Annotated in this window: 21 protein-coding genes; 5 read left to right on the forward strand and 16 right to left on the reverse strand. The window is 66.0% G+C overall.

Annotated features, from left to right (window positions below):
* Position 1: 1 nt before the first annotated feature.
* The 5 genes from ACU0B3_RS15695 to ACU0B3_RS15715 all read right to left on the reverse strand — a co-directional run bounded on the left by ACU0B3_RS15695 (position 2) and on the right by ACU0B3_RS15715 (position 6318).
* Positions 2-673 carry a glutathione S-transferase family protein gene (locus ACU0B3_RS15695; protein ID WP_446261814.1) on the reverse strand — a complete coding sequence of 224 codons (672 nt, stop codon included), beginning with the start codon at positions 671-673 and terminating at the stop codon, positions 2-4.
* On the reverse strand, positions 670-2625 hold the full coding sequence (locus tag ACU0B3_RS15700) for an acetyl/propionyl/methylcrotonyl-CoA carboxylase subunit alpha (RefSeq protein WP_446261815.1): 1956 nt from the start codon (positions 2623-2625) through the stop codon (positions 670-672). Before ACU0B3_RS15700 ends, ACU0B3_RS15695 begins: the two co-directional genes overlap by 4 nt.
* Before the next feature lie 261 nt (positions 2626-2886).
* A complete protein-coding gene (locus ACU0B3_RS15705) occupies positions 2887-4491 on the reverse strand; it encodes a carboxyl transferase domain-containing protein (RefSeq protein ID WP_446261816.1) in 1605 nt (534 codons plus the stop codon).
* Between the two features lie 10 nt (positions 4492-4501).
* Entirely contained in the window at positions 4502-6040 is a 1539-nt protein-coding gene (locus ACU0B3_RS15710; protein WP_446261817.1) for an AMP-binding protein, read from the reverse strand.
* Positions 6037-6318: a hypothetical protein gene (locus ACU0B3_RS15715; RefSeq protein WP_446261818.1), complete on the reverse strand. Its 282-nt coding sequence runs from the start codon at positions 6316-6318 to the stop codon at positions 6037-6039. Before ACU0B3_RS15715 ends, ACU0B3_RS15710 begins: the two co-directional genes overlap by 4 nt.
* 59 nt (positions 6319-6377) lie before the next feature.
* Here ACU0B3_RS15715 and ACU0B3_RS15720 point away from each other — a divergent pair, with 59 nt between their 5' ends.
* Entirely contained in the window at positions 6378-6809 is a 432-nt protein-coding gene (locus ACU0B3_RS15720) for a hypothetical protein (protein WP_446261819.1), read from the forward strand.
* Positions 6810-6865: 56 nt separating this feature from the next.
* Here ACU0B3_RS15720 and ACU0B3_RS15725 read toward each other — a convergent pair whose 3' ends face one another.
* The 6 genes from ACU0B3_RS15725 to ACU0B3_RS15750 form a co-directional block, all read right to left on the reverse strand.
* On the reverse strand, positions 6866-8029 hold the full coding sequence (locus ACU0B3_RS15725) for an isovaleryl-CoA dehydrogenase (RefSeq protein ID WP_446261820.1): 1164 nt from the start codon (positions 8027-8029) through the stop codon (positions 6866-6868).
* A 79-nt stretch (positions 8030-8108) separates the two neighbouring features.
* Entirely contained in the window at positions 8109-9020 is a 912-nt protein-coding gene (locus ACU0B3_RS15730) for a hypothetical protein (RefSeq protein WP_446261821.1), read from the reverse strand.
* 6 nt (positions 9021-9026) lie between these two features.
* Positions 9027-10337, reverse strand: coding sequence for a TRAP transporter large permease (locus ACU0B3_RS15735; RefSeq protein WP_446261822.1), 1311 nt, complete (start codon positions 10335-10337; stop codon positions 9027-9029).
* 5 nt (positions 10338-10342) lie between these two features.
* The gene (locus tag ACU0B3_RS15740) at positions 10343-10864 is read right to left on the reverse strand and encodes a TRAP transporter small permease (RefSeq protein WP_446261823.1); all 522 of its coding nucleotides are present in this window, start codon (positions 10862-10864) and stop codon (positions 10343-10345) included.
* A 177-nt stretch (positions 10865-11041) separates the two neighbouring features.
* A complete protein-coding gene (locus ACU0B3_RS15745; RefSeq protein ID WP_446261824.1) occupies positions 11042-12019 on the reverse strand; it encodes a TRAP transporter substrate-binding protein in 978 nt (325 codons plus the stop codon).
* A gap of 31 nt (positions 12020-12050) precedes the next feature.
* Positions 12051-13301 carry an NAD(P)/FAD-dependent oxidoreductase gene (locus ACU0B3_RS15750; RefSeq protein ID WP_446261825.1) on the reverse strand — a complete coding sequence of 417 codons (1251 nt, stop codon included), beginning with the start codon at positions 13299-13301 and terminating at the stop codon, positions 12051-12053.
* A gap of 204 nt (positions 13302-13505) precedes the next feature.
* On the opposite strand from ACU0B3_RS15750, the gene ACU0B3_RS15755 reads away from it, so the two are divergent.
* Positions 13506-14234, forward strand: a complete 729-nt coding sequence (locus tag ACU0B3_RS15755; RefSeq protein WP_446261826.1) for an aspartate/glutamate racemase family protein — start codon at positions 13506-13508, stop codon at positions 14232-14234.
* Between the two features lie 120 nt (positions 14235-14354).
* Positions 14355-14687, forward strand: coding sequence for a hypothetical protein (locus tag ACU0B3_RS15760; RefSeq protein WP_446261827.1), 333 nt, complete (start codon positions 14355-14357; stop codon positions 14685-14687).
* 131 nt (positions 14688-14818) lie between these two features.
* Here ACU0B3_RS15760 and ACU0B3_RS15765 read toward each other — a convergent pair whose 3' ends face one another.
* The 5 genes from ACU0B3_RS15765 to ACU0B3_RS15785 all read right to left on the reverse strand — a co-directional run bounded on the left by ACU0B3_RS15765 (position 14819) and on the right by ACU0B3_RS15785 (position 19225).
* The gene (locus ACU0B3_RS15765; RefSeq protein ID WP_446261828.1) at positions 14819-15511 is read right to left on the reverse strand and encodes an SOS response-associated peptidase; all 693 of its coding nucleotides are present in this window, start codon (positions 15509-15511) and stop codon (positions 14819-14821) included.
* 3 nt (positions 15512-15514) lie between these two features.
* Complete coding sequence (locus ACU0B3_RS15770) at positions 15515-15760, reverse strand: DUF2798 domain-containing protein (protein WP_446261829.1); 246 nt, start codon at positions 15758-15760, stop codon at positions 15515-15517.
* 67 nt (positions 15761-15827) lie between these two features.
* A complete protein-coding gene (locus tag ACU0B3_RS15775; RefSeq protein ID WP_446261830.1) occupies positions 15828-17024 on the reverse strand; it encodes a class I SAM-dependent methyltransferase in 1197 nt (398 codons plus the stop codon).
* Between the two features lie 9 nt (positions 17025-17033).
* The gene (locus ACU0B3_RS15780) at positions 17034-17591 is read right to left on the reverse strand and encodes a GNAT family N-acetyltransferase (protein WP_446261831.1); all 558 of its coding nucleotides are present in this window, start codon (positions 17589-17591) and stop codon (positions 17034-17036) included.
* A 53-nt stretch (positions 17592-17644) separates the two neighbouring features.
* Positions 17645-19225, reverse strand: coding sequence for a bifunctional metallophosphatase/5'-nucleotidase (locus ACU0B3_RS15785; protein WP_446261832.1), 1581 nt, complete (start codon positions 19223-19225; stop codon positions 17645-17647).
* Positions 19226-19398: 173 nt separating this feature from the next.
* Between ACU0B3_RS15785 and ACU0B3_RS15790 the strand changes: the two genes are divergently transcribed.
* Together ACU0B3_RS15790 and ACU0B3_RS15795 are read left to right on the forward strand one after the other, a co-directional pair.
* Positions 19399-19746, forward strand: a complete 348-nt coding sequence (locus ACU0B3_RS15790; protein WP_446261833.1) for a DUF952 domain-containing protein — start codon at positions 19399-19401, stop codon at positions 19744-19746.
* Positions 19739-20788 (forward strand): quinone-dependent dihydroorotate dehydrogenase, encoded by a 1050-nt coding sequence (locus ACU0B3_RS15795; RefSeq protein ID WP_446261834.1) that lies wholly within the window; start codon positions 19739-19741, stop codon positions 20786-20788. Before ACU0B3_RS15790 ends, ACU0B3_RS15795 begins: the two co-directional genes overlap by 8 nt.
* Positions 20789-21061 lie beyond the last annotated feature (273 nt).

The following is a 21061-nucleotide window of genomic DNA, read 5'->3' on the forward strand; positions in this document are numbered from 1 at the left end:
CCTAGCCCTCCCACGCGGGATAAAAGTCCTGCGCGTAGAGCGTCTCCTCCCCCGCCTGCGGCAGGCTCGCCTGAAACGCCGGGCGCTCGGTGATGCGCGCGTACCACGCCGCCACCGCCGGATGCGCCTCCAGCCCGCGAAAGTGCCGCGTCATGTAGACCGCCTGCCCCACGCTCACATCCACCGCCGAAAAGCCGGAGGTCAGGAGCGTGTCGCGGTTCTCGATCGGCGTCGACAGGCGCGCCTCGAGCGCGTCGTAGCATTTGCCGATCCGCGCCGCCTCGAGCTTCATCACCACCGGCGAGCGCATCGCGTCCTCGTAGAGCATGATATGCTGCTGGGTGAGCGCCGCCGCGTGCTGGCTCAGCGTCTCGGCAAAGTGCAGCCAGACGAGCCACGCCATTCGGTCCGGGGAGCCGGGCGAGCGCCCCATGCCATCTGGTGAGAAACGCTCGCAGAGATACTCGGTGATCGCACCCGTCTCGAACATCCGCTCGCCCTCGATCTCGAGCGCGGGCACCCGTCCCGCCGGAGAGCGCGTCAGGAATTCGGGGCTGCGCAGCGTCTTGTCGAAGGGCAGCGTGACCAGCTCGAACGGCACTTCGAGTTCGTGGAGCAGCCAGAGCGAGCGCATCGAGCGGCTCTGCGGCACATGGTAAAGCGTGATCGTCATGCCGCGTCCTCCCCGGCGTAGTCCATGCGCACGAGCGGGTCGCCCTGGCTGACCTGCGCGCCGGAGGTCGTGAGCACCTCGGCCACGGTGCCAGCAACGGCGGCGCGGAAGACATGCTCCATCTTCATCGCCTCGAGCACCGCAAGCGGCGTGCCGGCCTCGACGGTGTCGCCCGCCTTGACGTGGACCGCCTGGACAAGCCCGGGCATGGGCGCGAGGATCAAGCCCTCTGCCGCCGCATCCCCACCGCCACGCTCCAGCGGATCGAGGAGGGTGATCACATGGGCATGCCCGCGGTCAAAGAGCGTGACGGTGCGCTCCGCCACATGCGCCTCTGGTGCACGCGTTCCGTTCAGGGTCCAGCCCGCGCCGGTGCGTCTTGCCTCCACGCGGTCGTCGCCAATCGCGACGTCGATCTGCTCCGGTCCATGAGGCGTGATGCGGCAAGAGACGGTCTCATCTCCGAGCTGTACCACCACCGTCTGCACCAGAGGCGCCCAAAGCATGAAGCCAAAGCCCGGCTTCTCCGCCGCAGAGACAAACCCACCGCCCAGCAAAGCCGCCCAGGCCAGCATCTCCGGCGTTGTCTCAGGCTGCTCCGTCAGCTCGTCAAGCTCTGCCGCAATGAGCCCAGTATCCACATCGCCGCTCGCAAACCGAGGATGCCGCGCCAACGCGCCCAGAAATCCGAGGTTCGTCACGAGCCCGGCAACCTGCGTCTCTTCCAATGCCCGCGAGAGCCGCGCCAGCGCCACGTCACGTGTCGGCCCGTGCACAACCACCTTGGCGATCATCGGATCGTACCACGGGCTCACCGCATCGCCCGTGTGCACGCCCGTCTCGGCGCGCACGCCTTCGGGGAAGGCCAGATGCGTCAGCGTCCCCGTCGCCGGCAGGAACCCCGCCGGCACGTCCTCCGCATAAAGCCGCGCCTCGAACGCATGCCCCGCCAGCGGAATATCCTCCTGCCGCATCGGCAGCGCCTCGCCCATCGCCACGCGCAGCTGCCATTCCACGAGGTCGATCCCTGTGATCTCCTCCGTCACCGGATGCTCGACCTGCAGGCGCGTGTTCATCTCCATGAAGTAGAACCGGTCCGCGCGCAGCCCTTCGCTGGCATCGACAATGAACTCCACCGTGCCTGCGCCGGAATACCCGATCGCCTCCGCCGCGCGCACCGCCGCCGCGCCCATGGCTTGCCGCATCTCCTCGGTCATGCCGGGCGCGGGCGCCTCCTCGATCACCTTCTGGTGGCGCCGCTGGAGCGAGCAGTCACGTTCGTAAAGATGCAACGCACGCGTGCCATCCCCGAACACCTGCACCTCGATGTGGCGCGGTTTCGAGACGAACTTTTCTACCAGCACATGGGCGTTGCCAAAGGCGCCTTTGGCCTCCGCCCGGGCCGCGCGCAGGGCCTCGGCAAAGTCCTCGGCCCGGTTCACCTGCCGCATGCCCTTGCCGCCGCCGCCGGCAACCGCCTTGATGAGCACCGGGTAGCCGATCCTGTCCGCCGCATCTGCCAACACGTCGTCCGACTGGTCACTGCCGTGATAGCCCGGCACAACCGGCACGCCCGCCGCCTCCATCGTCGCCTTGGCCGCGTCTTTTAAACCCATCGCGCGCATCGCCGCCGCCGAGGGCCCGACAAAGGTCAGCCCCGCCTCGGCGCAAGCCTCCGCAAACTCCGGGTTCTCGCTGAGAAACCCATAGCCCGGATGAACCAGCTCCGCCCCCGTCGCCTTTGCAGCCGCAATGATCTTTTCCCCGAGAAGGTAACTCTCCCCCGGCGCCGCCCCGCCAAGGCTCACGGCTGCATCCGCCAGCGCCACATGCAGCGCACTTGCGTCGACATCCGAATGCACCGCCACCGTGCGCAGCCCCATGGCCCTCGCCGTGCGGATTACCCGGCACGCAATCTCCCCCCGGTTCGCGATGAGAAGGGTTTTAGGCATGGCTCACGTCCTCCCGGCTGAGTGCCAGACCCAGAACTCGACCGAGCGGCAAAACCTTAACACAATGCCCATACAAGGATCGCACAGCGCATCGCTCCCCCTTCATCTTCCCAAAGGGCTTCGCCCGTTCGCGTGCAAAACGTTCCCCATTCATCTTCCCCAAGGGCTCCGCCCGTTCGCGGGCAAAACGCTCCCCCGGAGCGTTTTCGAGAAGCCCGCTCACCCCACCGCCGGAGGCTCCCGTACGCAAACCCAAGCGCCTCACATCCGAAAGACGCCAAACCGCGTCTCCTCCACCGGCGCGTTCAGCGCGGCCTGCAACGACAACGACAGTACCTCCCGGCTCTTGCGCGGGTCGATGACCCCGTCGTCCCAAAGACGCGCGGAGGCGTAAAGCGGGTGCGACTGCTCTTCGAACATCGCGAGCGTCGGCGCCTTGAAGGCGGACTCCTCGTCCGCGGACCAAGTCCCGCCCTTGCGCTCGATCCCGTCGCGCTTGACCGTCGCAAGGACCCCCGCCGCCTGCGCGCCGCCCATCACGGAGATGCGCGAGTTCGGCCAGGTCCAGAGAAACCGCGGGTCGTAGGCCCGTCCCGCCATGCCGTAGTTCCCGGCCCCGAAAGAGCCCCCCACCAGCATGGTGATCTTGGGAACCGAGGTCGTCGCCACCGCCGTCACCATCTTGGCGCCGTGCCGCGCGATGCCCTCGTTCTCGTACTTCTGGCCCACCATGAACCCCGTGATGTTCTGCAGGAACACAAGCGGGATCTTCCGCTGCGAACAGAGCTCGATGAAGTGCGCGCCCTTCTGCGCCGCCTCCGAAAAGAGCACGCCGTTGTTGGCGACGATCCCGACCGGCCAGCCGTCGACATGGGCAAAGCCCGTGACCAAAGTCTCGCCGAACCGCGCCTTGAACTCATCGAACCGGGAGCCATCGACCAGCCGTGCGATCACTTCGCGGATGTCATACGGCGTGCGCAGATCGGCAGGCACGACGCCCAGGATCTCTTCGGGGTCATAGGCAGGCGGCTCGGGCGTCAAGCGAGGCGGCCCAGACGGGCCGACGAGCGCCAGGTTTCCAACCGCGCGCCGCGCCAGAGCCAAGGCATGCGCGTCGTCCTCGGCGAGGTAATCGGCCACGCCCGAAAGCCGTGTGTGCACGTCCCCGCCGCCCAGGTCCTCGGCACTCACCACTTCACCCGTTGCGGCCTTCACCAGAGGAGGCCCGGCGAGAAAGATCGTGCCCTGCTCCTTCACGATGATCGTCACATCGCTCATCGCCGGCACATAGGCGCCCCCTGCCGTGCACGAGCCCATGACAACCGCGATCTGCGGGATGCCCTTGGCACTCATCTGCGCTTGGTTAAAGAAGATGCGGCCAAAGTGCTCGCGGTCGGGAAAGACCTCGTCCTGGTTCGGCAGGTTCGCGCCACCGCTGTCCACGAGGTAGACGCACGGCAGACGGCACGCCTCCGCGATCTCCTGCGCGCGCAGGTGCTTTTTGACCGTCATCGGGTAATAGGTGCCGCCTTTGACCGTCGCGTCGTTGCAGATCACCATCACCTCGCGGCCCTGCACCCGGCCCACGCCGGCGATGACGCCGGCACAAGGCGCAGCACCCTCGTAGAGCCCGTGTGCCGCCGTCGCTCCGACCTCCAGAAAGGCCGACCCGGGATCGAGCAGCCCCGCCACCCGCTCCCGCGGCAGCATCTTGCCCCGGCTCAGATGCCGGTCGCGTGCCTTCTCCCCGCCGCCTGCTGCGGCCAGATCGGCGGCGGCCCGGATCTCTTCCAGCGCAGCCAGATGCGTCGCGCGGTTGGCCTGAAAGCTCTCGCTCGTGGGAAGGGCCTGGGACTGCAGTTTCATCGCGTCTTCCTCATGCGTCCGCCGCTTGGTGTGCCCGCGCTTCAGCCGCCGCCCGCGCGCGCAGCTCCTTGCGGATCACCTTGCCGGTCACGGTCATCGGCAAGGCCTCGACCAGCGCCACCTCGCGCGGGTAGCTGTGCGCCGCCAGCCGCGTTTTCACATGCGCTTGCAGCGCCTCAGGCGCGACCTTGGCGCCCTCTTTCAGCACCACATAGGCTTTGACGATCTCCGTACGAAGATCGTCAGGCTTGCCCACAACGCCGCAGGTCGCAACGGCCGGATGCGTCAGCAGGCAATCCTCGATCTCCGCCGGGCCAATCCGGTAGCCGGCGGAGGTGATCACATCGTCCTCGCGCCCGACAAAGCGCAGGAAATCGCCGTCCCACACGCCCCGGTCGCCGGTCAGCATCCAGTCGCCACGAAACTTCTCCGCCGTCGCCTCGGGCTGGTTCCAATACCCCAGCATCATCGACGCGGCGCCCTTGTGGATGGCGATGCCGCCTTCGCCAGTCGTCTCCTGCCCCGCGTCGTCGATCACGCTAATACGCACGCCTGGGGCAGGTTTGCCGATGCAGCCGGGCTTGGCGGCAAAGACAGCGCCGCAGGAAGACGCGACCATGTTGCACTCGGTCTGGCCATAGAACTCGTTGATTGTGACGCCCAACGCCTCGCGCCCCCAGGCCAGCATTTCCGCACCCAAAGGCTCACCGCCCGAGGCCACGGACCGCAGGCTAGTTGCCGTAGCACCCGCCGCCTTGAGCATCCGCAGGGCTGTGGGAGGCAAAAAGAGATTGCGCGCCCCGGCCTCCACCATCGCCGCAAAATTTTCCTGCGAAAATTTTTCTGGTCGCCCGGCGATCACCGGCACGCCCAGCCCAAGCCCCGGCATCAGCACGTCGAAAAGCCCACCGATCCACGCCCAGTCGGCAGGCGTCCAGAGCATGTCACCCGGCTGGCCGAGAAAGTCATGGCTCATCTCGACCCCCGGCAGATGCCCCATCAGCACCCGATGCCCATGCAACGCTCCCTTGGGTTTGCCCGTCGTGCCGGAGGTGTAGATCAGCACCGCAGGCGTCTCGGGCCCGGTGTCGGCGTACTCGGTTTTGCCCTGTTCAAATGTCTCTGGATGCACACCCTCGAGGCCCGGGATCAAACCAGCCACCCGCTCGGGAACATCCGTCAGAACCAGCGATACGCCAGCATCAACCACTCGCGTCTTGAGCGCATCCTCTTGAAAAAGCTTGAAGAGCGGGACCGAGATTGCCCCGATCTTCCAAACCGCCAGATGGCTCGCCGCGCACCAGGGGTCCTGGCCAAAGAAGACGCCGACCCTGTCTCCTTCCCTGATGCCTCGCGCCAAAAGGCCCGACGCGACCTGATCCACCATCGCGCTCAGAGCGCCAAAGGTGATCTCGCGACGCCCCTCCCTCAGGTCAAGAATGGCGAACTGCTCCGGCGCCTTTTCCTCCAAGACCTGTGCAGCGATGTTCAGCCGCTCGGGCAACTCAGGCAAGGGCCCGTCGAGCCTTCCACCCAGCACCGGCGTCATGCCTGCGGCCCCTCAGGCCGGGACGTAAACACCAGCCGCCCCGACCGACTCGCGTGATAGATAAACCCTTTGCAATGCACCTCGATCCAGACGCGCCCCTCACCGGGGACCGCCAGACAATCCGTCCGCCGCGCCCCCTCGCCCGCCTCCGCCAAATACCGCGCGGCATAGCGCTCGATCACATCCGTCTCCGTCACCCCGCGCACCTGCCAACCCGCGACAAAGGCGATCACCCCCGTTGCAAGAACCAGCGCACCAAAGGGGAGCCAGCGGGTCATGGCAGCTCGACCTCCGCAAACTGGGCTGCAATCACATCGAGGATGAGGAGCTGATAGGATTGCTGTTCAAACAAGCAGGCTCTGTCCACATCCTCGATCAATGGATCACCCGTGCGGTGGGAGCATGTGTGCGGGAAGCCGGCCTCAACCTGTTCCAGCAACTTTATGGCGCGCGACGCAAGAAGATTGTCCTCGCCGTGGGACGCAACCTCGAGCTTCGCCAAGAGCGGGTCCATCGCGTGTTCCGCGATAAGGCGATCCAAGTACGGCTGCGCCTCATCGAAACAATCCGCCGAAAAGCGCCGCCCGCGCGCAGCGCAGATTTCGACGATTTCCGCGACGCAGGCTTGGCGCGCGTCTTTGATAAGATCGTCAGGTGCAAAGTCCACGCAGGATCCAGCGGCCTGACACGGCGCATCCGCCCAGGTCGCAAAGGCTTCGGCTTCCGCCCGCGATCCTATGCAGTCCTGAAATCGCTCTTCGGTGGTTAGGTCCGCCCAAGCCGCCGTGCACGAGGTAAGAAGCCAGAGAAGGACGGCGGTTGCTCTCACCCCATCTGCCCCATCAGCTCGCGACCGATGAGCATGCGGCGGATTTCGGATGTGCCGGCGCCGATCTCCATCAGTTTGGCGTCGCGGAAGATGCGGGCGGCGGGCGAGTCGCTTAGGAACCCAGCACCACCGAGGGCCTGGACCGCCTGGTGGGCGACCTTCATCGCCTCTTCGGAGGCGTAGAGCACGCAGGCCGCGGCGTCCTGGCGGGTGACCTTGCCGCGGTCGCAAGCCTTTGCGACCTCGTAGACGTAAGCGCGCGCGGAATTCATGGCGGTGTACATGTCGGCGATCTTGCCCTGCATCAGCTGGAAGCTGCCCACCGGCTGGCCGAACTGCTTGCGCTCGGACACGTAGGGCATGACCACGTCGAGGCAGGCCGCCATGATCCCCGTGCCAATCCCTGAGAGCACCACGCGCTCGTAATCGAGCCCGGACATCAGGACCGCGACGCCGCGCCCCTCCTCGCCGAGCACATTCTCGAAAGGCACTTCGCAGTCGTCGAATATCAGCTCGGCGGTGTTCGACCCGCGCATCCCGAGCTTGTCGAAATGGGGCGAGGTGGTGAACCCCTTCATCTCCTTTTCGATGAGAAAGGCGGTGATCCCTTTCGAGCCCGCCTCGGGGTCCGTCTTGGCATAGACCACCAGCGTGTCGGCGTCCGGGCCGTTGGTAATCCAGTACTTGTTGCCGGACAAACGGTAGTGATCATTGCGCTTTTCGGCGCGCAACTTCATCGAGACGACGTCGCTGCCCGCGCCCGGCTCGGACATGGCCAGCGCACCCACGTGTTCACCGCTGCACAGCTTCGGCAGGTACTTGGCCTTTTGCTCGGGCGTCCCGTTCAGCTTGATCTGGTTCACGCAAAGGTTCGAATGCGCGCCATAGCTGAGGGAGACGGAGGCCGACGCGCGCGCGATCTCTTCGACCGCGACGACGTGCGCGAGGTAGGACATGTCGGCCCCGCCATACTCCTCCGGCACGGTGACGCCGAGAAGGCCGAGCTCGCCCATCTCTTCCCAGAGCACGGCGGGAAAGACGTTGTCGCGGTCGATATCGGCGGCCATCGGCGCGATCCGGTCCTGCGCCCAGCGGTGCACCGCCTCGCGCAAGGCCTCGACATCCTCGCCCAGATCGAACGTCATCGAGCCGTAGTACATCGCTTGTCCTCCCCGCTCTGCGCCTTTGCACGCGCAGAATTGAACACTTGTTCAGATACTACGCCGACAGTGGCAAAGGTCAATGGGGGGCAGATGTGTCGGGCCGAGCCTTGGGCAAGAGCTTGGGCAGGATGAGCGGCGTGAGGAACATCGGGATTTGGTAGCAGCCGAGAAAGACCAGCACCGGCGCCATCGTCTCGGGCGAGAGGGCGGCGAGGAAGAGCGACTTGTTGCGGTTGCCTGCGACCACCGCTAGATCGAGCGATCCGGTGAGCTGGTAGCCGAGCCATTGCAGGCCAAAGTTGGCGGCAAAGGCGGCGGCGAGCCAAAGGAGGAGCGTTCCCGGCGAGGCGAGCCAGGTGGCGGCGATGGCCGGCATCAAGGCGATCACGAAGATGGCGAGGACGAGGGCATTGAGGCCATCGACCTGGCGCAAGCGGGTCTCGGAGACGTTGCCTGAGAGCTTGCGAAACCCAAAGCCGAGCGCGACGGCGCCAAGCACAAGCGCGGCAAGGCGGAGCGCGGCGGAGAGGGCATCTCCAAAACCTCCCGCGCCAAAGAGCGCCCAGAGAACTGCGATGACCGTGATCGGCAGGACGGCGCTGCCAAGGACGAGGAGACGCATGGCCCGCGCGCCGTCCCCGCCCATCATCTGGCAAAGCGCGGGGGCTGCCATGATCGACGGGGCAGCCAGCATCAGCACAAGCGATAACACCAGCGGATGCGAGACGACGCCAAACGGCGCGGCGAGCATAACCAATCCCAAAGGCAAGACCAGCTGCAAGACCAGCACCGCCCTTAGATCGGCAAGCCCTGCTCCCCGCAGCCCTGCCAAGAGCCCCGGCCCGATGCGGAACGCGGTCAAGGCGAGCAGCACCGCCACCATCACTTGCAGCCAGGGCGTCAGCACCGCCGCCCACCCGGGCAACAGCACGCCCGCGATCAGCCCGGCGACCAGCACCCAGCGGGCATGGCGCGCCAGAAACAGCATGCCGCGCTACCTTTGCCTGATGTTGTCCGGCAGCCAAGTCGCGATCTCCGGCACCCAGATCAGGACAAAGCACATCAGCACCATGATAAGGAACATCGGGATCGCTGCCTTGGCGATATACCCCATCTCGTGATCGGTCATGCCCTGCAGTACAAAGAGGTTGAACCCGATGGGCGGCGTGATCTGCGCCATCTCAACGACGACCACCACAAAGATGCCGAACCAGATGAGGTCGATCCCCGCCTCGCGCACCATCGGCTCGACTACGGCCATGGTCAGGACCACTGCCGAGATCCCATCGAGGAACATGCCGAGGATGATGTAAAAGACGAGCAGCGCCATCAGCAGCTGGAAGCGCGAGAGCTCCAGCACCGCGATCCAGTCCGCCAAAGCGCGCGGGATGCCGGTAAAGCCCATGGCTTGTTTCAGGAACGCCGCGCCCGCCAGGATCAGCGCGATCATCGCCGAGGTGCGCATCGCGCCCATGAGCGACGCCGTAAAGGTGCTGCGGTTGAGCGAGCCTTGGGACGCCGCGAGCGCCAGTGCGCCCAGCACCCCGATGGCCGAGGCTTCGGTGGCGGTGGCGTAGCCGAGATACATCGACCCGATCACCACGATGATCAGCAGGAAGACGGGAATGAGGAACCGCGAATTCTTGAGCTTGTCTGCAAAGCTCATCCCGCGCTCGACATCCGGGTTCCAGGTCTTGGACGTCTTCGAGACAATCGCGACATAGGCCATGAACATCGAGGCCAGGAGGATGCCTGGCAGAACGCCCGCGAAGAAAAGCTTGGTGATGCTCTCGTTCACCGTCACCCCGTAGACGATGAGCGCCAGCGAGGGCGGGATCATCAGGCCCAGCGTGGCTGCGCCCGCCAGCGTGCCGATCACCATGTTCTCGGGGTAGTTGCGCGCGCGCAGCTCGGGGATCGACATCTTGCCTACCGTGGTGAGCGTCGCGGCCGACGAGCCAGACACAGCGGCAAAGACCGTGCAGCCGACGATGTTGGTGTGGACCAGACCTCCGGGAAGGCGTGCCAGCCATGGGGAAAGCCCGCGGAACATGTCTTCGCTGAGGCGTGTGCGAAAGAGGATCTCCCCCATCCAGATGAACATCGGCAGCGCCGTGAGCGTCCAGGAGGAGGAGGAAGACCAGATCTCGGACACCATGTTGGTGCCGGTCTGCAGGTTCTTGTCCGTCAGGAATTCCGACGCGAACCAGGCCGCGCTGACAAGCGACAGACCGACCCACAGGCCAGAGCCGAGCAGCAGGAAGAGGACCGCCACGAGGACGAGGGTGATGCCGACGATGCTCATGACGCCTACTCCGAATGGGCCGCGACGGTGTCCCGGACGATCCGGTGCTCCCCGCGCAAGATGAGGTGGATGAGGTTGTCGAGAAAGGCGAGCGTCAAGAGCGCCCCGCCGATCACCATGACCGACTGCGGCATCCACAAAAGCGTCTTGTCCTGCCCCTGGCTGATGTCATTGAAGCGCCAGGAAAAGTAGACGAACTGATAGGCGTGATAGGTGAAATAGGCCGAGATGATCCCGCCAAGGCCAAAGCACCAGAGCTCCATGAGATACTTGAGCTTGCCCGGCACGGCGTTGAGCAGGATCGACACCCGGATATGCGCGCCGCGCCCCAGCGCGTTCGCAAACGCAAAGAACGATGCGCCGGCCATCGCGTAGGAGGCATATTCGGGCGCACCCGGGAAGACCTCACCCGTCCAGCGCGCCAGCATCTGCATCACGATCAGCGACAAGATGGCGATCAGGCAGAGCGCGGCCAGAAGGCCCGAAACAAGGTAAAGCGCGTCCATCACGCGGCGAAAGGCAGGCATGGGCGCACTCCCGGGGCTGCTTTGGATTGTTGTGTCTTTCGGCAGTGCCCACCTTACCAGTAAGGTGGGCACTGCCGTTCTGAATGGGCGAGGATGGGTGAAATCACCCATCCTACGGGGGCGGCACGAAAATGTAGGATGGGTGCTTGCACCCATCCCGATCCGCAAAACGCCGCGCTACTCTGCCATGAAGGCGTCGACGATCGCCTGACCGGCCTCGCCTGCGTTCTCGAGCCACTCGGCGGTCATCGTCTCACCGATGCCCTTGAGCTCGCCCACCAGCGTCTCGGAGGCCGGACCGACGGACATGCCGCCATCGGCGAGACCCTTCATAGTGAAGTCGGTGTACTGGACCGAGCGCCAGTAGCCCGCGTATTCCGCCAGCTCCGCACAGCCGGTGAAGACATTCTGCTGCGCCTCGTCGAGACCGTTCCACGCGTCCGAGTTCACCATGATGTAGTTGCGCGGGAGCCAGGCATCGACCTGGTAGAAATAGTTAAGCGATTCCCACACCTTGCGATCGTAGCCCGTGGCGCCTGAGGACACCATCGCGTCGGCCACACCCGTCGCGAACGCCTGGCTGATCTCGGCCGCCTCGATGGTCACCGGCAGCATGCCCGTCAGCTCAGCCAGGCGCGAGGTCGCGTTGTTGTACGAGCGGAACTTGACGCCCTCCATGTCCGCGACCGAGTTCACCTCGTCGCGGAAATAAAGCCCCTGCGGCGGCCACGGCACCGAGTAGAGCAGCGTCAAGTTCTGCTCGGCGAGCAGCTCTTCGAGCGGACCCTTGGCGGCGTCATAAAGCTTGTTGCTGGCCTCGAAGGACGTCGCCAGGAACGGTACCGAGTCAAACCCAAAGAGCGCGTTCTCGTTCTGGTGGCCCGACAGCAGACGCTCGCCGATGTTGACCTGGCCCGTCTGGATCGCACGCTTGATCTGCGCGCCGGGGAAAAGCGAGCCCGACGGGTGCGTCGTGATCGCAATCGCGCCGCCGGTACCGGAGGTCACGCATTTGCCGAATTCGGCGGCCGTCACCGAGTGAAAGTTCGAACCCGAGTACGCCAGCGGCATGTCCCAGGTCTGCGCATGGCCGTCGGCCAAAGCGGCTGTCGCCGTCAGCGCGGTGGCGCCCAGCAAAGCTGTCAGTTTCGTCATCGTGTAGTCTCCCTTGTTGGTCGATGAAGTCTTATGAGGCAAAACGTGCAGGCGCATAGGGCGCCAGGTCAAGGTTGGGGCGCTGCCCCGCCACCAGCTGTGCGAGCAGCCGGCCCGTCCGGGGCCCCGCCGTCAGGCCGATGTGGTGGTGGCCAAAGCCGGTGAACGCGCCTTCGAGCCCCGGCACCGCGCCGATCACCGGGATCGAATCGGCAGGCGCGGGGCGATGGCCCATCCACTCCTCCTCGCGCACCCAGGTCAGGCCCGGCAGCGCGGCCTTGAGGTTCCGGCGCAAAAGATCGAACGGCGCGCGCGAGGGCGGCGCCTCCAGCCCGCCGAACTCCACCACGCCCGCGAGCCTCAAGCGGCCCTCCATCGGGGTCGCCACGAACTTGCCGCTGGCCACCATCACTGGCGCCTTCGGCATATGCGACGGCTCCCAGAGCTCGATATGATACCCGCGCTCGCTTTCAAGCGGCACCTTAAGGCCCAGCTTGCGCGCAAGCGGTCCCGACCAGACGCCGGTCGCCAGCACCGCCCCGTCGCAGGCGATCGTCTCACCTCCTGCCCGCACACCGGTCACGCGACCACCCTCCCGCACGATGTCCTCGACATCCGCGATCCTGAGCGCCGCGCCCAGCCGCTCCGCCTCCCGCGCCAGCGCCTTCACATAGGCGCCCGGATCACTGATCCGCCCGTGATCGCCCATCTTGACCGCGCAGGTCACGTCTTCGGCCCAGGCCGGGTCCCAGGCCGCAACCCCGGCACGATCGAGCAGCTCCCACGTCAGCCCGTGCCGCTTGCGGATATCCCAGGCAAAGCCGTCCGCCTCGAACGCCTCCTTCGAGCGGTAGAGGTAGTAATAGTCCGACGGCACCACGTACCGCGCCGCCTCTGTGCCCGCCGAAAGCGCCTGATGCTCCTCGAGGCTGCCCGCCACCACGCCCTCGATCGCCTCGGCGATCCGCAGGGTGTCGTCGGCATTGGCGTGGCTGAGGTACTTTGCCAGCCACGGCACCAACCTCGGCAGGTACCCCCACCGCAGGAAAAGTGGTTGCGCCGGGTCGAGCAGCATGCCCGGCGCCTTGCGCACCAGACCCGGCCCGGTCACCGGCACCATCGCGCAGCGCGCCAGCACGCCGCCATTGCCGAACGACGCCCCCTCCCCCGGCCCCTTGCGGTCGACCAGCGTCACACGAAAGTTGTCCCGCCGGAGCCACAGCGCGGTGGACACGCCGACGATGCCGGCTCCGATCACGACGATGTGGCGCGGGGCATCCATACGGGGGTCACAACCTCTCGGCTTGCTTGCGTTCCGTGCACTCGACCATCACAAAGACGTTACGTCAACAATTCATTTGCAATTTGTCGACGTTTTATCGCCATTGCCCAGTCGTGCGGCAGCGCGAGCTTGCGAGGCGGGCTGGCTTCGTGTCAACTTTTGCCGCGAGGCGCGGTGTCTCGGCAGAGCGCAGGAGCACGCGGGATGATCTCGGACGGCACGATCTCGGAGGGCAAGGCGCTTCACGGCGCGTTGGTCGGGATCCTCATGCTCGAGACGCAGTTCCCGCGCATCCCCGGCGACATCGGCAACGCATCGACCTTCGACTTCCCGGTCGCCTACCACATCGTGCCCGGTGCCAGCCCGGACCTCGTCGTGCGCCGGGGCGCAGGCGGCACGCTCGATGCCTTTGTCGCGGCAGGCCGCACACTTGTGGCGGGTGGCGCCGACGGGATCGCCACGACCTGCGGGTTTCTCAGCCTCTTTCAGGACGATCTGCGCGCAGCGCTTGGCGTACCGGTGCTCACCTCCGCACTGATGCAGGTGCCACTGGTACAGATGACGTTGCCGCACGGGCAAAGGGTCGGCATCCTGACGATCAGTGCCGCGTCGCTCAGTCCCGCGCATCTCGCAGCGGCCAGAGTGCCGGACGGCACACCCATCGGCTCCACCGAAGGCGGCAACACTTTCACCGCCTCGATCCTCGGGAACGCGCCGACCCTCGACATCGCGGCCGCCGAAGAGGACAACGTCGCCGCCGCACGCAACCTTTGCGCAGAGCATCCCGAGGTCGGCGCGCTTGTGCTCGAATGCACCAACATGATCCCCTACGCCGCCGCGATCCGCGCTGCCACCGGACGCCCCGTCTTCAGCATGGAGACCGCCCTGCGCTGGTTCCAGAGCGGGCTTGTGCCGCGCCGATTCCCGCGTTGAAACTGGTTCCTCGCCCAGCCTGCCTTCCGGTCTTCACGCAAAGGCCGCAATTTCGCCCAAACTCCGAGGTAAGCAGCACATTCCGGTAGCTGCGCCGGAGTGTAACCTGGGATTTGTTAGATGTCGCGTTTCACCGCCTCGTTGGCTGTAGCCGTGCTCATGGGCTCTGCCGCCCCTGTCGCTGGAGACGAACATGTCGTCGCCATGCTCGGGCAGGGCTTCTTTCCGATGAACGTGTATCTCCAAAGCGGAGACACGGTGCGGTTCATGAACTTTACGAACAACGTGCAGGTCGCCGCCGCCGACGATGGCAGCTGGACCACCGGCGAGGTCGCCGCCGGCGCCGATCACGTGGTCACCATCCTCAGCGGGATGCGCCAGACGTTTCTCGCCAACGGCACGGCAGAGATTCAGGGCGCGTTCTACTTCGGCGTGCCGCCGCTGCACTACTGACGCCGGTCGGCGTTGGACGTCGCAAGAAGGGCAAGCGCCTCACCGAGTGAGGCTTGAGATTTGGGATTGAGAACGGGGGCCAGACACAGGAGGCAAAGCACCATGTGCAACGCCACGAAATGCGCGGGATGTCAGCGCGTCACAGGCGCAATAAGCTGCGCTCCGCTGGCCCTGTTGGAGTTGACCGCCCGGTCTACCGGATGCGCCGACACGGCGCCATCGGCCAACGGCTCCATCAGCCGGGCCGCGCCCTTGCCTGCCTCTCCGAGCCAAAGCGCCCAGTCCGAAGGCTCGAGGATCACCGGCATCCGGTGATGGATTTTCGCCATCTCCGCGTTCGCGGTGGTGGTCACGATGGCGCAGGTGGTCAGCGGCGCAGAGTCTTCGCCGCCCTTACCTTCGCCTCCCTTTTTGTCCCAGACCTGCCAAACCCCGGCGAGCGCCATGGGCGCGTCATCGGTGCGCGTGACGTACCAGGGCCAGCGCTGGCCCTCGGCATCCTTGGTCCATTCGTAGAACCCCGACACCGGGATGATGCACCGCCGCGCGCGGCACGCGTCGCGAAAGGCGGGCTTTTCGGCAATCGTCTCGCTGCGCGCATTGATCAGCAGCGGCCCATCCGTCGGCGTCTTGTACCACCGCGGCAGGAACCCCCAGCGCATCGGTCGCAGGCTGCGCCCCGTCTCGCCGCTTGACACGGTGGCGATCTGCATCGTTGGGCAGACGTTATAGTTCGGCACATCCGGCAGATCGTTGGCCGGCTGCGCAGCAAAAAGCTGCGCCATCGCGTCCGGCGGCAAGGTCACGGCAAAGCGCCCGCACATGGCCTAGTCCCGCGCCGGCGGCAGCGTGATCCGCGCGACCAGCCGGTGCACGCCAGGCGCCACGACGAGCACCGCCGGAAAGGCAATCGCCCAGGCCGTGATCCAACTGGTCAGCCACATGAGCAGGACGCCCGGCGCCAGGCCCAGAGCGAGCAGCGTCGCAACCCCCGACACGAGGAACGTCATGAAGCACGACAGGAAAAAGCCGAAGGCGAGGTTTTCAAACTTGTGCGGCAAGAACGGGCGCATGGGCCACCTGTGAAGAGCGTTGCAGTATCTCAGCATGCGCGGCACGCCGGTTCAAGGCGCCGCTGGGCTAAGTGCCGCGCGGCCGCAGGAGGCCAGACGTGCGTACAAGGCCCCAGGGCTCGAGCGCCGACCGGACCTCTGCCCACCGCGCCTGTGCGGCAAACGGGTCGAGGCGGAGCGCCGCGCCAATCTCCTGCACGGTGTGCCGCCCCGTGATGCGCGCCACGAAAGGCGCCGTCTCGCGCGGCAGGGACAACGTGCCAGAGACACCTTGCGCTGCAACCGGCACCGGCTTTCCGGCGCTCACCGCCTTGGCGAGCTTGGCCGCGTCCGCAATCAGGTGCGGCACCGCGCGCGGGCCTGCGCCCTTGGGCGCGGTCGCGTCGGCAGGACGAGCATAGCCCACGTGTTTGCGGATGGTCCCATTCAGCCGTTCGGCCATGGCGCGCGTTTGGCGCTCGGTCATGCCGTCCGGCGCGTCCGTAAGACGTCTGAGATCGTAGAGTACGGGCGGGCAAAGCCCCGCCATGGCAAACCCCGCCTCTGCGAGCAGCGCCTCCCACGTGTCGATCCCATACGCCTGGTCCTGGCTGTGCAGCAGCAGATCGTAAAAGCCCGCGTCGCTTTGCTCGTGATCCACGACTTGCGTGTTGCGCTTGAACGGGTGGCCGTCCGGAAGCTTGGCAAAAAGCGCCTTGGCCCGGGTCAGCCGCTCCCGGGGCTCGAGCCCCTCGAAAAGCGCGCCAAACGCCTCCTGCAGCGGATAGACCCCGCTGCGCCCATACGGCGCGTAGACCATCCAGCCGAGCCCGCCCTCGGGTTTGCACGCGGCGCGCAGCGCCTTGAGCCCTGCGAGCGGATCGGGCAGATGGTGCAGCACTCCACAGCAGTCGATATAGTCGAACGTGCCGTGCTCGGGCGCATCCAGAAGGCTCCCGGTATGAAAGGTGATCGACGTCAGGCCGCGCGCCTTGGCCCGCGCTTCGGCGATGCGGCGCGCCTCGCGCGACAGATCGATATAGGTGATCTCGTGCGGGACCTTGGCCGTGGTCAGCACCTGCGCCAACTGGATCAGCGCGTCGCCTGTGCCGCCACCCGCCACCAGCGCTCGAAAGGGCTGCGACCAATCCCGCGCGCCGCCAAAGAGCATGTGGTCGATCTCGACCGGGTGCGACGGGGACCCGGTGATGAGGCGCTTTGCCTCGTCCTTCGGGTCGCGCTCGGGATAGGGGTACGCGTCGTACTGGGCGGTGATCTCGGACATGAGGCGGCTTTAGCCGGTGCCGCCCGCGCCGTCAAAGCGGCGGATGCTATGGTGGCAGTCGGTGCAGGTCTCCCCGTCGTAGACCGCCTCTTCGGCATGGGTGAAGACAAGCCCCGCCCGTTCAAGCATCCCAAGCGAGGCCGTGTTGCGCGCATCGGCGATGCCGCTGATATGTGTGATCCGCGGGTCCTGCCAGAGGAGCGTGAGCCCCGCGCGATACGCCTCCGTCCCGAGCCCCTGCCCCCAGTGCTGCCGCGCCAGCGTGATCCCCAACTCCGCCGCGCCATGCGCACGGTCGATGTAAATCCCAAGATCACCGAGCAGCGCCCCATCCGGCGCGCCGATGGCAATCTGGCTCCACGTTCCGTCCTGAAACAATGGCCCTTCCGCCGCTGCGGCGAGAAAGGCTTTCGCCGTGTCACGGTCCATCACCTCCCAGCTTTGGTAGCGGGCGACCTCAGGGTCCGTGCGGTAGTCGAGGAACGGGCCCAAATCAAAAGGGCCGAACCGTCGCAAAACGATCCGGCCCGTTTCGAGCAGCAACCGAGGATGGGTGGAACCACCCATCCTACTGGCGCGCCGGATGCGTAGGATGGGTGATGTCACCCATCCCGGCACATTTACTTCTGTGCGATGCGGCCATCGGTGTAGGGCGTGTAGGCCCCGCCCTGCGCGGCCATGTACTCGGCCACGACATCGGCGAGGTCCGGGCCGAAGTCATAGGCGTTCTCGGCATCGACGAACATCTTGTAACCGTCACCGCCGCCGCGGACGTAGTTGTTGGAGACGAGCCCATAGGTCTTGGCCGGATCGATCGGCACGAAACTGTCGCCTTCCATCACCATCACGTCCTGGATGCGGCCCTCGCCGGGCGCCACCGACGCGTCCCAGGTGAACTTGAGACCTGCGACCGCGGGGAAGCGGCCCTTGACCTCTTCGACCTGGCTGACGCCATTCTCGAGCGCGTCGATCACCGTCTGGCCCGACACCTGGAAGGTGGAGAGCGTGTTCTGGAACGGCAGCACGGTCAGCACTTCGCCCATGGTTACCTCGCCCGCGTCGATGGAGGCGCGCACGCCGCCCGCGTTCTGGATGGCAATCGAGATGCCCTGATCCTTGACCCGGTCGAGCATCGCGTCGGCCACGAGGTTGCCCATTGCGCATTCCTGCACGCGGCAGACGTTGCGGTCACCCTCGATGGCGGCGGCGGCCTCGGCCACGACGCGCGTCTTCATCTCTTCGATGGGACCCGAAAGCTCGGCCACGCGCGCAACGATGGCCTCGTCTTCGGCGACCGAAGCATCCAGAAGGATCGTGTCGCCCGTGGCTTCGGTCACGTTGCCGGCGTCATCGAAGGTCAGTTTCAGGTGGCCGACGTATTTGGAATAGGCGTAAGCCTGCACCACAGGCGTGCCGTTCACCATCTGCGGGTAAGCCATCGCGTCCTCGTCCGTGTTGGACATCAGCGAGTGCGAGTGACCACCGACAATGGCGTCGAGACCGTCGACGGCCTCGGCCAGCTCGCGGTCACGCGGCAGGCCCACGTGCGTCAGGGCGATGATCTTGTTGACGCCCTCGCCTTCGAGCGTGGCAATGTCGGCGGCAAGGCTCTCGGCCTCGTCGGTAAAGATCACGGCGTTCGACGGCGAGGAGGTCTCGACCGTGTCCACGGCCAGCGCCGAGACGATGCCGATTTTCTGACCGCCCACTTCGAGCACCACGTGGTTCTCGACCTTGCCGGCGAGCACGTTCGAGGACGACACGTCGATGTTGCCGGAGATCACCGGGAAATCGACGCCGTCCGCGAGCTTGGCCAGCCCCTCGTCACCGTCATCGAACTCGTGGTTGCCGACCGCCATGGCGTCGAACCCGATCGCGTTCATGAACTCGATCTCGGCGTCGCCCTTGTAGGTCGTGTACATCAGCGAGCCCTGGTACTGGTCGCCGGCGTCCAGAACGATCACGTTCTCGCCGGCCAGCTCCTCGCGCAGCTCGGCAATCTTGGTGGCAACGCGCGCGACCCCGCCAAAGCACTTGCCCTCGGCGTTGTCTTCGGCGCCGCAGGTGCTGTCGAACCGGTTGATCGGCTCGATCCGGCTGTGAAGGTCGTTGATGTGGATCACGTGCAGCGTGAAATCGGCCTGCGCGACGGTCGCGGTCATCGCAAGGGCAGCGACGCTGGTAAGTGTGCGAATGGTCATAAAGGGCATCCTCCTGAAAGATGCGGGTAGCCAAGCCTCTGCGCGGCAGAGAGTCAAAGGCTGATTGCGCCGCTGCCGTAAAGGCAGGCTGTGACACGCCGATGACGCCGCCTCTTGCGCCATCCGTGCGCCGCACCTTGACGCCGCGCGCGCCAGCCCGCATCACCGCGCCCATGCTGATCTACAAGATATTCCGCGCCCCCGAGTGGCAGGCGCTGCGCGCCGAAGGCACGACGCTTGGCGCGCCCATCGACCTTGCCGACGGGTACGTGCACTTTTCGACTGCCCAGCAGGCCGAGGAGACGGCGGCCAAGCACTTTGCCGGGGAGGACCATTTGTTCCTCGTGGCCGTCGAGACCGACCGGCTGGGCGATGCGCTCAAATGGGAAGTCTCGCGCGGCGGGGCGGAGTTCCCGCACCTTTACCGCGAGATGCGGATGGAGGACGTCGCCTGGGCGCAGCCCCTGCCCCTGACCGAGGCCGGACACGCCTTCCCGCCGGGGTTTGCCACCAGTGCTTGAACGGATCGGACTGCCGCTCTTGCGTCAGATCGATCCGGAGCGCGCGCATGGGCTCGCGCTCAAGGGCGTGCGGATGGGGCTCGCGCCCAAAGCGGACCCGTTTGTCTCCGAACGGCTTGAGGTGGACCTCTGCGGGCTGCGACTGCAAAATCCGCTAGGGCTGGCTGCCGGGTTCGACAAGAACGCGACAGCGCTGGCGGGGCTCAGCCAGGCAGGCTTCGGCTTTCTCGAGGTGGGCGCCGCGACCCCGCGCCCGCAGCCGGGCAACCCCCGCCCGCGCCTCTTCCGGCTCAAGGAGGACCGTGCGGCGATCAACCGGTTCGGCTTCAACAACGACGGGATGGAGATGATTGCCCAGCGGCTCAAGGCGCATCATGCCACGATCCCGGTGGGCCTGAACCTGGGGGCCAACAAGGACAGCACCGACCGCGCGGCGGATTACGCCAAGGTGCTCACGCGCTGCGCGGCCGAGTGCGATTTCGTGACGATCAATGTCTCTTCACCCAACACCGAAAGCCTGCGCGACCTGCAAGGCAAAGACGCGCTGACCGCGCTCATCTCGAACGTGCTCGAGGCGCGGGCAAAGCTCGACTGCTGGGTGCCGGTGTTCGTGAAGATCGCGCCGGACCTCACCGATGCCGAGGTCGCGGATGTGGCGGACGCGGCGCGGCAGACCGGCATCGACGGGCTGATCGCCACCAACACCACGATCTCGCGCGAGGGCCTGCGGAGCACGCACCGCGGCGAGACCGGCGGGCTCTCGGGCGCGCCCCTGCGCGATGCCTCGACGCGCGTGCTGGCCAAGCTCTTTGCCGCGACCGAAGGCACCCTGCCGATCATCGGCGTGGGCGGCATCGCCTCCGCCGAAGACGCCTATGCCAAGGTCTGCGCGGGCGCGACGGCGCTGCAGCTTTACACCGCGCTTGCGTATGAAGGGCTCGGCCTCGTGCCGCGCATCCTCCACGGCCTCGACGCGATCTTGGAGGAGCGCGGCCAGACCATGACCTCCGCCCGCGGCACCGCCGCCCCGGACTGGCTCTGACACACAGGATGGGTGCAAGCACCCATCCTACGACACCGCGCGCCCTGTAGGATGGGTGGTTCCACCCATCCTCCGCCAGGACTCAAAAGCCCCCAAACAATATGTCCGCCGGCCCCACCGCCACGACATTTTCGACAAGCCAAATGCCTCCCCCCGCGTCACCCTGAAAAGTGACGTGACGTCGCGGTTACGTCAACTTCGATCGCCATTGTAGGCTTTGCCCAAAGCGCACACATGACGGATCGCTGAACCAGATGTTTGACGGACCTGTGG

Source organism: Pseudaestuariivita sp. (assembly GCF_052825805.1).

What these genes read in the sequence shown, in the direction of transcription:
- ACU0B3_RS15715 (WP_446261818.1), bottom strand. Translation starts at nt 6,318, where the DNA reads ATGACCCGCTGGCTCCCCTTTGGTGCGCTGGTTCTTGCAACGGGGGTG.
- ACU0B3_RS15770 (WP_446261829.1), bottom strand. Translation starts at nt 15,760, where the DNA reads ATGCGCCCGTTCTTGCCGCACAAGTTTGAAAACCTCGCCTTCGGCTTT.
- ACU0B3_RS15790 (WP_446261833.1), top strand. Translation starts at nt 19,399, where the DNA reads ATGCTGATCTACAAGATATTCCGCGCCCCCGAGTGGCAGGCGCTGCGC.
- ACU0B3_RS15765 (WP_446261828.1), bottom strand. Translation starts at nt 15,511, where the DNA reads ATGTGCGGGCGCTTTGCCGTGACCTTGCCGCCGGACGCGATGGCGCAG.
- ACU0B3_RS15755 (WP_446261826.1), top strand. Translation starts at nt 13,506, where the DNA reads ATGATCTCGGACGGCACGATCTCGGAGGGCAAGGCGCTTCACGGCGCG.
- ACU0B3_RS15785 (WP_446261832.1), bottom strand. Translation starts at nt 19,225, where the DNA reads ATGACCATTCGCACACTTACCAGCGTCGCTGCCCTTGCGATGACCGCG.
- ACU0B3_RS15730 (WP_446261821.1), bottom strand. Translation starts at nt 9,020, where the DNA reads ATGCTGTTTCTGGCGCGCCATGCCCGCTGGGTGCTGGTCGCCGGGCTG.
- ACU0B3_RS15750 (WP_446261825.1), bottom strand. Translation starts at nt 13,301, where the DNA reads ATGGATGCCCCGCGCCACATCGTCGTGATCGGAGCCGGCATCGTCGGC.
- ACU0B3_RS15780 (WP_446261831.1), bottom strand. Translation starts at nt 17,591, where the DNA reads ATGGGTGGTTCCACCCATCCTCGGTTGCTGCTCGAAACGGGCCGGATC.
- ACU0B3_RS15745 (WP_446261824.1), bottom strand. Translation starts at nt 12,019, where the DNA reads ATGACGAAACTGACAGCTTTGCTGGGCGCCACCGCGCTGACGGCGACA.
- ACU0B3_RS15710 (WP_446261817.1), bottom strand. Translation starts at nt 6,040, where the DNA reads ATGACGCCGGTGCTGGGTGGAAGGCTCGACGGGCCCTTGCCTGAGTTG.
- ACU0B3_RS15705 (WP_446261816.1), bottom strand. Translation starts at nt 4,491, where the DNA reads ATGAAACTGCAGTCCCAGGCCCTTCCCACGAGCGAGAGCTTTCAGGCC.
- ACU0B3_RS15700 (WP_446261815.1), bottom strand. Translation starts at nt 2,625, where the DNA reads ATGCCTAAAACCCTTCTCATCGCGAACCGGGGGGAGATTGCGTGCCGG.
- ACU0B3_RS15695 (WP_446261814.1), bottom strand. Translation starts at nt 673, where the DNA reads ATGACGATCACGCTTTACCATGTGCCGCAGAGCCGCTCGATGCGCTCG.
- ACU0B3_RS15760 (WP_446261827.1), top strand. Translation starts at nt 14,355, where the DNA reads ATGTCGCGTTTCACCGCCTCGTTGGCTGTAGCCGTGCTCATGGGCTCT.
- ACU0B3_RS15740 (WP_446261823.1), bottom strand. Translation starts at nt 10,864, where the DNA reads ATGCCTGCCTTTCGCCGCGTGATGGACGCGCTTTACCTTGTTTCGGGC.
- ACU0B3_RS15775 (WP_446261830.1), bottom strand. Translation starts at nt 17,024, where the DNA reads ATGTCCGAGATCACCGCCCAGTACGACGCGTACCCCTATCCCGAGCGC.
- ACU0B3_RS15735 (WP_446261822.1), bottom strand. Translation starts at nt 10,337, where the DNA reads ATGAGCATCGTCGGCATCACCCTCGTCCTCGTGGCGGTCCTCTTCCTG.
- ACU0B3_RS15725 (WP_446261820.1), bottom strand. Translation starts at nt 8,029, where the DNA reads ATGTACTACGGCTCGATGACGTTCGATCTGGGCGAGGATGTCGAGGCC.